This window comes from Kordia sp. (genome assembly GCF_050633145.1).
Classification (GTDB): domain Bacteria; phylum Bacteroidota; class Bacteroidia; order Flavobacteriales; family Flavobacteriaceae; genus Kordia.
This window is the reverse complement of record NZ_JBOEFY010000009.1, coordinates 83136-95487: the sequence shown is the minus strand read 5'-3', so window position 1 is coordinate 95487 and position 12352 is coordinate 83136. Positions and strand designations below refer to the sequence as shown.

Genomic DNA, 12352 nt, shown 5'->3' with positions numbered 1-12352 from the left:
GCTAAACAATTCATTAAATGTCTAAAAGCATTCATATCACAAAAAAGAATTTCAAAGGTTTGACGAAAGCTGAACTTGATGAACAAGCGCAAGATCCAAATTCGGAATTGAATCAATGGGCTAAAAAAAGTTCATTAAAGAAAGAAGTAAAGCAAGATCGTAGAAATAAAAAGTAACGAAATGAAATACGGAATATTATTAGTAGCGCTTTTATTAATGGCTTGTTCGAATGTGCAAAAAAGTGATATTGACGAATTTATTATTGACCCAAACATCAAAAATGAAGTTGAGAAGTATATTGTTGATAAACCTGAATATGCTTCATTTGGTGATATGGAAGTTTACAATAACAGTATATATGTAGAAAGTTTTGAAAATGATAACTTGCTACTCTCTAGTACTGATTTTTCAAGAAAAGCGCCTTTTAAATCGTTCTATTATTGGAATAACGATACACTTGCAATTGCTGGTGCTTTTGGACTTTTTGGTGGAACTGGATTTTATATTAAGATCGTAGATAATAAAGCAACACTATTTCATTTATTGAGCGCGGACGGTTCTCCATCGTATGCATATAACGCAACGGATGATTTTATTTTTAAACTAGAAGTGCCTTGTACGGATACTAAAATAGTATTATCAGAAATGCCAGATTCAACAAAAAAACAACTTATATATGGTTATGTTGAGTTTAAAAGTGCTGACTTTTATTCAGGATCTAATGAATCTCTAGAAGGAGAAAAGTCGAAAAGGAAAAAGATGAGAAACAACATGAAAATCTATTTTAAAAGCGGTTTTGTGAAATTCAACTAAATAACACTTTTAGCGTAGTATCTTGAGCTTAGTCGAAAGATTGGTATAATTCATGTAATTATAGCTTTGTAACTCTTAGTTATAATAATAGATACTTATATTTAACTATTAAAAATACCCAAATGAACCGAGCAGAAACGATATATATATTGAACTTATAAAGTTTCTATTAGCGAACACATTTGACCAAATTAATAAATAAAAACATTCAAATGAAAACAACACTACTCTCTATATTAGTCTTAACGTTGGTAAGTTGTGATGCTTCCACCAAAGAATTCATAGGAAGTTCTTGGAAAGTCACGGAACTTAAAACGAACGGAACTGTCGTAAAAGTAACAAGTGATGTGATTTTGAAAGTAAATAGTGAAACGGACTTTACACTTAAGTTGGACACAAATAACTGTTTTGGAACGTATGCAATCACAGGGAAAGATAAAATTAAGCTTGAAGGTTTAGCGTGCACTGAAATGTGTTGCGATTCCGATTTTTCCAGAGCTGTTCTAAATGGACTATCTAAAGTTTCAAAAATAAGCCTGAATAAAAATCGTGTAACGCTTTCTTCTGATGAAGTTGAAATTAAATTTGAACGATATGAAATTTTATCCAATGCGAAATTGAAAATGATGAATACCGACGGAAAGTTTACAAAAAACGGAAGAGGATCAACGGAAACCACTACAAATGTCGGAAAGTTTGAAAATCCAAACAAAACTCAAAGTACGACAGATGCTGCTCCAAAAGGAGAATACATTGAATTGTATAAATCACCTTGTAAAGGAAATTGCGAAGAATTCACTATGAAGTTTTATGAAGATGGAACGGTATATTACACAGGAAAATTCAATGCAACAGTTCAAGGAAAGCATTCGGTAACGCTTACAGCAAGCAAATCGAAATCGCTTTTCAAAGAATTCGAACAATCAAACTTTATGAGTTTTCAAGAGAAATATGACAATGAACGTATCATGGATTTACAAAATACGTATTTGACATACAAAGGAAAAAAGATTCATATACGAGATAAATACAGCGCGCCAAAGGAATTAAAAGAACTGCTTGAGAAACTAGAAGTACAGGCGAAAGAAGCGTTGGATAAATTGAAGAAGAGGTAATAAAAATTATTTTGACATAAAAAAAAAGGGAACTGATATAGTTCCCTTTTTTGTTTTTTAGATTCTTACGCCGACTGGCAGCAAGTCTTTATATTGTTTGTTTTTTCGTAAAAAACTAGCAATCTTTGGACTAGTTGGTACGACTCTTAAGTTTCGCTCTTGAATACTATCTAGAACTGTTTTGATAAATGCATTTTTGAAATCTACATCGTCAAGTCCTTCAGGAACTATTAATTTTGTTAAAAAGATTTTACGCTCTTGTAATGAATACTCAATCTTGGCCATTCCAAGATCTGTCTTGTGCTCAAATTGACGTAAAAATTCGTTATCATTGATAACAAGAATAGTTGCATTTTCCATAGCAGTTTTATTTTAAATTAATTTTAAAAAAATGTAGTGTTTAGAAGAAATGTTGATTTAACTTTGCAAAGATAAGAAATTTAGAGTAGATTTCCGAGTTTTTAATGTGACTATCTGTATGAATGTAAGTAAAATACAAGTATATTTTATGCCAGGAATGGCTGCAAATCCTACAATATTCAAGCACATCGTACTTCCAGAAAATGAATTTGAAGTACACTATTTAGAGTGGTTTTTACCCGAAAAAAAGGAAACTTTAGCGCATTATGCGTCACGAATGGCACAAAAAGTAGTGCATGATAACATTATTTTAATAGGAGTTTCTTTTGGAGGAATCTTAGTTCAAGAAATGGCACGTCATCTTAATGTGCAAAAGATTTTTGTAATATCGAGTGTCAAATCAAAACACGAATTGCCTCGTAGAATGAAATTTGCACGTGCTACCAAAGCTTACAAACTCTTACCTACAAGTCTAGTCAATAATATAGAAGTGTTGCGTAAATTTGCTTTTGGAAACTTAGCAACCAAACGACTCGATTTGTATGAAGAATACCTTTCAGTTCGAGACAAAAACTATATAGATTGGTCTATTGAGCAAATCATCAATTGGAAACAGGAAAAACCGTTGCCAAACACTATTCATATCAACGGAGACAAAGATTTGGTATTTCCTATACAGCATATTTCAGACTGTATTCCTATAAAAGGAGGAACACATATTATGGTACTTAATAAATTTAAGTGGTTTAATGAAAATCTACCGAGATTAATTAAAGAATAGAAAAACTTTCCTTATATTAACAATTAATTACTCAGATAATAGAATGATTTTAAATCAGTTTGTTATTTTTGTAATCCCTATCCGACCATTTTTACAATCACAACCAAATAGTTAACGAAAGAATCGATTACCAAATTTAAAACAATATACCAATGCGTAAAATTAAAAATGGATTTGCCTTTTTAGGATTAATTTTCCTCGGAATTTTATTGATGAATGCTGTACAACAAGACAAGGCTATGACTGCAGAAAATGAGTCAACAGTAAAAAGTCAAACTGCAAAAGCAGCAATGAATGATAGCAATGATTACAATGTCTACGCTTTGGAAGTTCCTGAAACCTTAGAATTTGCTGGAGAAAAAATGCCTTTGCATTTACCAGATATTAAAGAACGCATGGACAGAGAATTGTTAGTAAATACGTATTGGCAATCTAATGGTTTATTATTATTCAAACGTGCCAATAAATACTTTCCAATCATTGAACCAATTTTAAAAGAATACGGAATTCCAGATGATTTTAAATATTTAGCTGTCATTGAAAGTGGATTGCAAAACGTAACATCTCCAGCAGGAGCAAGAGGTTTTTGGCAAATCATGAAAACTACAGGACGCGAAAACGGTCTAGAAATCAACTCAAATGTTGATGAACGTTATCATTTAGAAAAAGCAACACGTGTAGCCTGTAAATACTTATTGGCTGCTAAAAAGAGATTTGGTAATTGGACATCGGCTGCAGCAGCGTATAATGCAGGAAATGGTGGAATTGGTAAGCGAATGGAAAAGCAACAAGTAAACTCATACTACGATTTATTACTAGGTCAAGAAACGGGTCGTTACATCTTTAGAGTTGTTGCGTTAAAAGAAATCTTTAGCAATGCTAAAAAATATGGTTTCAATTTTAATGAAAAGCATTTATACAAGCATATTCCAACGTACAAAGTAGAAGTAGACACGGCAGTAACTAACTTTGCCAGCTTTGCAAAAGACTTCGGAATCAACTATAAAATCTTAAAAATCCACAATCCGTGGTTACGAGAAAACAAGTTGAATAACAAATCGAGAAAAAAATACGAAATCTCAATTCCTGAAAAAGGACACTATTCTTCTAAATAATTCATAATTCTGAATTATCAGTCTGATTAGTTATATAATAATATAATCTCCCAAAAAGTTGTGTTCGGCTCTTTGGGAGATTTTATTTAATCATCAATCCTCCCATCCAGATATTGCTGTATCTGCACCGCCAAAATTGATAAATGTATCTTTATACATTACAATGCCAGTTCCATGTTCCGGATCCCAAGGGCATTCACATTCAAAACCAATCTTTGCAAAAGTATCATCGTCTTTTTCATGTATATGCAATGTATGAATAGTTAAGTGTTTTTTTACATCTTCAATGTTTTTTAACTCAGGAAAATTATCATCACTGAATCCCGTTTCTCCATACATTTCCATAAGTTCAGGATACTTTTTGAGCAAACCGTTGCACAATGCATCTAATACTTCTTTTTGATGAGTTACAAAATATTCTAATGCATTTTTATAACTCTCTTCATGTTCAGGATCGTAACATGAAATATAAATACTCAACCAACCATCAGAACGTTCATAGGAACCATCACTAAAAGATTTTTTAGATCGAAAACCTTTAATTCTTTTAAAATACTTGTCTAAATAAACTTCATCATCTTCTTCAAAATTTAAATCGAACATATATTTTAAAAATTAAGATTATGAGCCCAAACTAGATTTTTTTTAAATAGAAAACAAATTCCTGTATGTATTTATCTAGCGTACGCTTATCAACTATTCTTCAAAACCTAACTGCTAAAATTGCCAATTCCATATAATTTTCGTTCTTTTGAATAGTTACCAACCAATAAATACGCTACATATTACGCATTCAATCGCTTGAGCATACAAAATAACATACTGCAAACCATTCATCACTTACGTACTTCTGGACAATTTGTTTTATACACTAACAAACCAAAAGTGAGTTCGAGTGAACTAAATGATTTAGCCGATTTTTTAGAGCAAGAGTATGAAAATGAAGTACTTAATTATCCGTTTGAAGCACCAATATTTCATAAAGAAGCGGCAGTTTGGGCAGCAAAAACAATTTACTATGCAGCGCAATTTTTAGCACATCGTTCAGAAGAACCTAAAAATTTAGGGAAGTTCTTTACAGATTTTAAAGGTGAACTTACGCCATCAGTGCTGCTTTCAGCAGATTTATCATTGCGATTTTTACCATTCATCATCAAAGAATTAGAACATATAGATGCTGAAGATTGGTTGGCAAACTTGCTTAAAAAACAATTGCAAAATTTTCAATACTCCACTATTGGACATGATATGGAAGATGAAATTAATGAAGAAAAACTTGCGTTACTCTTTCAGAACAACTGTTTCCGAACACTGTACATTGATAGAGTCATCGCACAAAAAGATATCAGCCTTACAGCACACAAAATTATTCAAGAAAACGTCGCAATTCAATTGGGAGAACATTCAAATCACTTTTGGAGAGCGTTTGTATCTGAAGCATAATACACTATGAACAAAACACAAAAAATACGAACCATACTCGATGAAATCAAAAATATCTTTGTAGGAAAAGATGAGGTCATCGATTTGTTAGGAATAGGACTATTAGCAAGAGAAAATGTATTTCTTTTAGGACCTCCAGGAACGGCAAAAAGTGCGATTGTAAAACAATTGTCGAGTCATGTTATTGGTGGAATTAACTTTGATTACCTCTTAACTCGATTCACAGAACCAAACGAGATATTTGGTCCGTTAGACATTCGATTGCTAAAAGAAGGAGAATTGGTCACCAATACAGACGGAATGCTTCCAGAAGCTTCTATGGTGTTTTTGGATGAAATATTCAATGCGAATTCTGCCATTCTGAATAGTTTACTAATGGCGCTGAACGAAAAAGTTTTTCGTCGTGGAAAAGAAACAAAAAAACTACCAGCCTTAATGTTCATCAGCGCAAGTAACCAATTGCCAGAAGATGAAGCTTTGGCTGCTTTGTTAGATCGTTTCTTAATTCGTTTAAAAGTAGACAATGTAAAACCAGATCGTTTGGAAGAAGTATTGCAAGCAGGTTGGAAGCTAGAACGCAAAGAAAAAACGGAGCAAACACAAATTTCTCCAGAAGAAATCAAAGATTTGCAAACCAATGTAAAAGAAGTAAATCTGGCACCAATTCGCAGTTCATACATTGAGTTGATTCACAGTTTACGAAATACAGGAATAGAAGTCTCTGACAGACGTGCTGTAAAAATGCAAAACTTAGTGGCTGCAAGCGCGATGTTGTGTGATCGCTCAGCAGCTATACTTTCAGATCTTTGGGTATTAAAATACATTTGGAGTACGGAAGAACAAATTGAAACGCTTCAAGCCACGGTAAATGCATTGATAGAAAAAGAACAAACGGAAGAAAAAGTACATCCGCAAGCGTTCTTTAACAAAGCACCGAATCCGGAAGAATTGATGAATGAAGTTTCAAACTTAAAACTAAAATTCTCCAATCAAGAAATCTCATTGCAAGAATTAAACGTAATAAAAGACAAGTTACGCTATTTGCAAAACAGAACTGATTGGGTAAAAGATCAGCAGAAAAAACAATACATAAATACAGAAATAGACCAGTTGTGGAAAGAGATCTTACACAAGGTGTAACCGAATATTGGTTGCGATTGCCCTCAAAATATAAAGAAAAATTAGCGCAAATTCGTGTGTGGAAATCATTGCGAATGGCGACTGATATGGACGATATTTGGGTACGCGGAATTGCACCAAATCAACTCCACAGTCCAGAAATACGAAGCATTCCATTCAAAAAAATATACTTTCAGCATGAAAATGCTTTATTTCTATTAGGAGGAAATTTACCCGAAGAACGCTTAAAAACGTCATTGCTTTGGTCGCCAATACACAAAGCCTTGTCTCTAGAAACGCCCGATTATAATTTTAATTACTTTGGGATGGATGAGACTATAGAACTCAGTATTGTTCCTTCAAGTGTAGAACGAACTGCCGCAGCTCAATTGATTTCATTGGACACTTTAGATGCAATCATTCCAAAAATGCCAGCAATTCGTCTACAACCTATTCATTGGGTAATTATTGAAGATAAAGCACTCTTAATTGGTTCACCATTACTTTCAATACCTGGAAAAACGTATTGGCAAACGCAAAATTTTCTGTTACCAGCTGGATATGATTTTGAATATCCTGAACTAAGTGTCTATTTCAACAAAAATGTCAATCAAAATAGTAACGATATGATTGTTATGCAAACGGATAACAGTTATTTTAAAATTGCTAAAGAAAACATACAAAAACTCACAATCAGTGGATACCGATTGTCACGATAACGCATGAGCAATACGCAGTCAAAAGCCATATATTACTTTCAATCTTACCATGACTATTTTTGGGAATGGGAAGTAGATCATATGTTTCATGGAAATGTAATAGAAAATCCTCAAGATTTTGGAGGAGGATTTAACTGTATCACAATTCCTGAGGGAATGACGATTGCGTATAAAGAACAAGTTGTAGAAGTATTACAATTGCTATCAGGAGTAGGACTTCCGCCATTTGGAGCCTTAGTACTTACGTTTTTAGCAACCAATTCTGGCGAAGTAGAAATTGCTGTGTCCGAGATATTTCGTGAAATCTTAGAGTTACACAAAAATTTTCCTTCGGTAGATCATATCGATTTTGAATCTGCGGAAGCGTTTGTAAAAACCTTAATCATATTACCATCGGTATATAAAAAAGGAAAAAACCGAATTGATTTATTTACGTTTTTGTTTGAAGAAGCAAATCATAATCTATCGCCAAAATACTCAGAAGAAATTCTCGATTTCATACAAAATCACAGTTTCAAACTCAGTGTATGTAATGAAAAAACAGACATAACTGTTGCAACAATAAGTAAAGACATCAACGCGTTGGCATTATTGCATCACAGATATCCTACAGTAGATGCGTTACTGACGGCTTGGTTTAAAATGGAACAAGTTCCAGTTGAACCAGAAGATGCCGATATAGAATATTTTAGTGAAGATCCTGATTTTATTCAAGAATTGATTGAAGAGCCGAAAACCTTCTTTATGGGAAGTCTCATCAAGCGATTATGGTCTGGAATTCAGTTGCCAATGCATTATGTGCATCCAGGAGAAATGCCTTTGGGCGGAATTTCGGATGTTACAAATAAAGGAAAGTTTGATAATATTCTTATTTCTGAATTTGCCAATGATGATTTAATCTTTTTACATAGAATTGCAAACAAAGAAGCATTATTTATTCGTCGTGAAACTACGCCTGAAGAAGATTTACGTACACGTATATTTTTAATTGATACAACGATTAAAAACTGGGGAACGCCAAAAATACTATCGTTTGCAACTGCTTTTTCGTTTATTCATCATCCAAAAAATGAAATGCAGTTTCAGCCGTATGCATTGGGTAAAACTTATACGCCATTGTATTTTGATACGAAAGAAAATATTATAAGCGGATTACAACTCACATCACCTTTGCTAGACGCTTCTGAAGCTATAGAGCAATTCATCGACGAATGTGAAGAAGAAAATATAGAAATTACACTCTTTACAACTGCAAAAACACTCGAACATCAAAACATTCGACGTTTGTTCAATATACATCACACAAAATTTGGCGGTGTTATTACTTCAGACAGTCAAGGGAATATTGACGTGTATAAAATGAAAAGTGGCGCGAAACGCTTATCAAAGCATATTCAATTGCCATTATATGAATTATGGGTAAATCCGCCTAAAAACCGAAAAAACAGACCGAAAAAACGTTCCAAAGCAGATCATAAAGTACTGAATTATCCGTTGCTATACGGTTTTCCAACGCGAATTGCAATCAATTTCACGGATGAAAGGTATGCATACATTTTACAAAAAAACGGAGATTTATTTAGAGCGAAAACTCGTGGAAAAGGTTATGAAATGATACAAAAAGACCTTCGATTCATGACAGGAATCAAGCAGCAGAAATTAGCTGTTATGTATGATGATGAGTTAATGATACTGTATTGGACGGTTGATCATCAAATGATTTTTAAAACAAGTAATGCAACTTATAATTATAAATATGATTCGTTAGAAGGTAAAAAAGCGACTTTCAAACATTTAATTACATATGAAGATGATTTGTATTTAGTGACAAAGAAATATTACAGCGATGAACCAGTGTATACGCATTTTGATGTGTACGATCGTCTGTTTACACAAATAGATGCACCGAGTTCAGGACTTAAAAGAACATATCAATTATATCTAAAAAATCAAACAGACTATTTTGAAGGTTCTGTATTCACAAAAATCAATGCAATTACAATCACAAAAGATTTAGAGATTGTATTCAATCAGAAACATCGATTAGAACTTACTGGCAGTACAGGGTATCTTGAGATGATTGATAAAGAAGCAATGCACTTAGATGAAGAGTTTACTGTATATCTTCACAAGCGAAACCAAAGAGTAGAGTTTGTAGATAAAAGTGTGATTACAATTGATAAAAACGGAATTATTACATTTGATAGTGGCAATTCAAACATTCCTACATTTTATCTGGCATCGTATATTGGTATTGATATTGCCATTACAACCGATGAAGAATTTGCAGGAAACGAATATTTTAAACCAGAAGATGCCGTATTTAAAAAAATCGAAATTTTTGAGTTTGACGCTAAGTATATGGAACCTTTCTTAGAGAACATACTTTTAACATGAAGTTAGCATTACAACATACCGATAACAATCCATACCCACGTTGTGGAATTTTTATCAAGCATGCTTCTCCAAAAGTATGGCTGGAAGAAATTACGCGGATGCAACTGAAACTTTCAGATTGCACTATATATCCGTGTCCTGGTGAAAATGCGAACAGTATTTCGGGTGTTTTAATCATCTTTAAAACGGCTCAAAAAAGAGTTGAAGTCTACAATAATTTATGTGTTCAAAAAGTACAAACAGGCTTTTATATTCCTGAGAATACGCAGTTGAACATGTCGCTTACGCAGGAAGAATACACAAAAATAGTACAAGGGAAGCCACATTTCTTTCATCATCAATATGGTTTAATAGAACTCAAAGAAGAAGTACAATGGGAAACGATATTACAAGTTCCTAATGAACAATTCCCTACGATAGAAACGCCTGCAAAAGGCGTACACATTCCGATGAAAGTAACTGCATTTAGTGTAGAAATTGAGGAAAAAGAAACAGAAAGCACGCTTGAAAATCCTTTTGGTGACGAAAAAGTAGATCCGCAAGACTTGCCTTTTGATATGAAAAAGGTTTTGGAAGGAAATAACAAAGAAGTAGACAAGTATTTAAAATACTTAGAAAAAAATCCGGAAGCAGCTTTAAAAATGGCAGTTCCGTTAGATATGATGGGAACTTCGCGCGGAAAAGCTTTTGCGAAATACAAATTTAAAAGCAACTTTTTTGATTCATTTGGTTTCGGAAATTCGTCTGAAAAATTAAAAAGCGAAACCAAAATTATCTTGGGACTTTTGGCGCTTGTTGTTATTTATTGGGTTGGATCGTATGCATTTGATCAAGTAAATAAAAAGTCAATAGAAGTTGTTCCTGGTCAAACGCGAATCATTTCTTCAGATAGTAACGAAATTTCAGAAGAACCAGTAGTTTTTGAGGTCAACAAAACAAATTCAGAAACACTACCAACGGAAACAGATACTGGAATAAGGAGTAGAGAAGACGCTACAAATACAAATAACAAATACAAAAAAGATGAAGAAAGAGTGACCAATATGGTATTGAATGGTTTTCTCATCTTCATAGTATTTGTTATTGGATTTATCATATTGGGATACTTTATAACATCAAGAAAAAAGAAAACATCAAAAGTAAAACCTAAAAGTAAAAAGTCAACTTCTTGGATGGATTTACCAGAAGAAAACGAATTGTTTTCGTTTAATGATGAACAAGAAACACGAGGTTCTAGTTTTTATTTTGGAGGAAATGAACTGTCCTTGCAAAGTAAAATATTGATTGCTGTTATAATTGCAGCATTATTAACATACCTTTTCTATCCAATGCTAAAAAATCCAGGAATAGAAGGAATATTTCTACTTATTGCAGGTTTTATTGTAGTTCGACTTTTATATTCCTTAATTAACAAAAATAAAAACATTATAGATGACTAGCGCAGCAGAAAGTAAGTTTCACAGAAAGCTGATTTATTTCATTATTTTTGTGTTATTCTTAAAATTTATATATCTCATCATTACTTCCATAATGTATGGGGATTTTCCAGGCTTTTTGGGAGGACTGATCATTTTGGCATTGGTATTCTTTGCATTGTCATATCTTATTAACTCTTTATTTGGAGGCGCATTTCCTAGCGGAAGCGGAATGGGAGGAACTTCAACTGTTGGCGATCGTCAATTTGATACTTTAATGCAACGGTATGAAAAACTAACAGATGAATTCATAGAAAAAAAACAATACAAAAAAGCAGCATACATTCAATTAAGACTCTTGCGAAACTCCTACCGAGCAGCTTCAATTTTAAAAGAAGGACATCTATACAATGAGGCAGCACACATTTATTTAAAAAAATGTCATCTCAAACAAGATGCGGCTGAATGTTATGAAATGGGACGTTCGTACACAAAATCAATCAAGTTGTACAAAGAGTTGGAAATGAATGAAAAAGTAGGAGACATTTACGCAAAAATAGATGACAAGAAAAACGCACATGCACATTACCAAATGGTTGTGGACGATTACTCAAAAAATTATCAATATGTAAAAGGATCATTGGTGTATCGCAAAAAAATGGACAATGTACCATCTGCCAATGAGCTATTATTAAAAGGTTGGAACGAAAATAAAGATGCTGTGAATTGTGCCAATAACTACTTTGCAAACTTTAAAGACAAAGCATCTTTAGAAAAAGCACTGACAGATTTTAAGAATAAAAAAGTTTATGGAGACAATGAACGCAATTTCCTTAAGACGTTAACATACGAGTATAACAAAGATATTGCACCTAAAGAAGACATTCAACTAATGGCGTATGAATTAATATCAAAGCATCATAAAAATGATGAAATGATGTCCTTGTTAAGTCATTTTGTAAATGACGATACACAATTACGAAAAGACATCTTACGACACAAACGAGAACAATAGTTTTAAATTTCAACAGAAAAACTACAAGCATAAAAAAAGCGACTCTTTAAAGTCGCTTTT

Annotated in this window: 13 protein-coding genes; 11 read left to right on the top strand and 2 right to left on the bottom strand. The window is 33.0% G+C overall.

The features are described from left to right. Positions 1-17 precede the first annotated feature (17 nt). The 3 genes from ACRBBL_RS05555 (at position 18) to ACRBBL_RS05545 (ending at position 1928) form a co-directional block, all read left to right on the top strand. The gene (locus tag ACRBBL_RS05555) at positions 18-176 is read left to right on the top strand and encodes a hypothetical protein (RefSeq protein WP_431368030.1); all 159 of its coding nucleotides are present in this window, start codon (positions 18-20) and stop codon (positions 174-176) included. Between the two features lie 4 nt (positions 177-180). After that, positions 181-813 (top strand): hypothetical protein, encoded by a 633-nt coding sequence (locus ACRBBL_RS05550; protein ID WP_431368029.1) that lies wholly within the window; start codon positions 181-183, stop codon positions 811-813. Between the two features lie 212 nt (positions 814-1025). After that, positions 1026-1928 (top strand): DUF6438 domain-containing protein, encoded by a 903-nt coding sequence (locus tag ACRBBL_RS05545; protein WP_431368028.1) that lies wholly within the window; start codon positions 1026-1028, stop codon positions 1926-1928. Between the two features lie 57 nt (positions 1929-1985). Here the strand turns inward: ACRBBL_RS05545 and ACRBBL_RS05540 are convergent, their stop codons facing one another. Next, a complete protein-coding gene (locus ACRBBL_RS05540; protein ID WP_431368027.1) occupies positions 1986-2288 on the bottom strand; it encodes a GNAT family N-acetyltransferase in 303 nt (100 codons plus the stop codon). Positions 2289-2406: 118 nt separating this feature from the next. Here ACRBBL_RS05540 and ACRBBL_RS05535 point away from each other — a divergent pair, with 118 nt between their 5' ends. Next, the gene (locus ACRBBL_RS05535) at positions 2407-3069 is read left to right on the top strand and encodes an alpha/beta hydrolase (protein WP_431368026.1); all 663 of its coding nucleotides are present in this window, start codon (positions 2407-2409) and stop codon (positions 3067-3069) included. A gap of 152 nt (positions 3070-3221) precedes the next feature. Continuing rightward, positions 3222-4184, top strand: coding sequence for a lytic transglycosylase domain-containing protein (locus tag ACRBBL_RS05530; RefSeq protein ID WP_431368025.1), 963 nt, complete (start codon positions 3222-3224; stop codon positions 4182-4184). 93 nt (positions 4185-4277) lie between these two features. On the opposite strand, the gene ACRBBL_RS05525 is transcribed toward ACRBBL_RS05530, so the two are convergent. Next, complete coding sequence (locus tag ACRBBL_RS05525) at positions 4278-4787, bottom strand: DUF6985 domain-containing protein (RefSeq protein ID WP_431368024.1); 510 nt, start codon at positions 4785-4787, stop codon at positions 4278-4280. Positions 4788-4985: 198 nt separating this feature from the next. On the opposite strand from ACRBBL_RS05525, the gene ACRBBL_RS05520 reads away from it, so the two are divergent. From ACRBBL_RS05520 to ACRBBL_RS05495, 6 genes are read left to right on the top strand one after another with little or no spacing between them, the layout of a single operon-like run. Further along, the gene (locus ACRBBL_RS05520) at positions 4986-5627 is read left to right on the top strand and encodes a hypothetical protein (RefSeq protein ID WP_431368023.1); all 642 of its coding nucleotides are present in this window, start codon (positions 4986-4988) and stop codon (positions 5625-5627) included. 6 nt (positions 5628-5633) lie between these two features. Then, a complete protein-coding gene (locus ACRBBL_RS05515; RefSeq protein ID WP_431368022.1) occupies positions 5634-6767 on the top strand; it encodes an AAA family ATPase in 1134 nt (377 codons plus the stop codon). Continuing rightward, positions 6740-7465, top strand: coding sequence for a hypothetical protein (locus tag ACRBBL_RS05510; RefSeq protein WP_431368021.1), 726 nt, complete (start codon positions 6740-6742; stop codon positions 7463-7465). The genes ACRBBL_RS05515 and ACRBBL_RS05510 overlap by 28 nt, the downstream gene beginning before the upstream one ends. Before the next feature lie 3 nt (positions 7466-7468). After that, the gene (locus tag ACRBBL_RS05505) at positions 7469-9862 is read left to right on the top strand and encodes a hypothetical protein (RefSeq protein ID WP_431368020.1); all 2394 of its coding nucleotides are present in this window, start codon (positions 7469-7471) and stop codon (positions 9860-9862) included. Then, on the top strand, positions 9859-11301 hold the full coding sequence (locus ACRBBL_RS05500; RefSeq protein WP_431368019.1) for a hypothetical protein: 1443 nt from the start codon (positions 9859-9861) through the stop codon (positions 11299-11301). The genes ACRBBL_RS05505 and ACRBBL_RS05500 overlap by 4 nt, the downstream gene beginning before the upstream one ends. Next, positions 11294-12292, top strand: a complete 999-nt coding sequence (locus ACRBBL_RS05495; RefSeq protein ID WP_431368018.1) for a hypothetical protein — start codon at positions 11294-11296, stop codon at positions 12290-12292. The genes ACRBBL_RS05500 and ACRBBL_RS05495 overlap by 8 nt, the downstream gene beginning before the upstream one ends. The last annotated feature ends 60 nt before the right edge of the window (positions 12293-12352 follow it).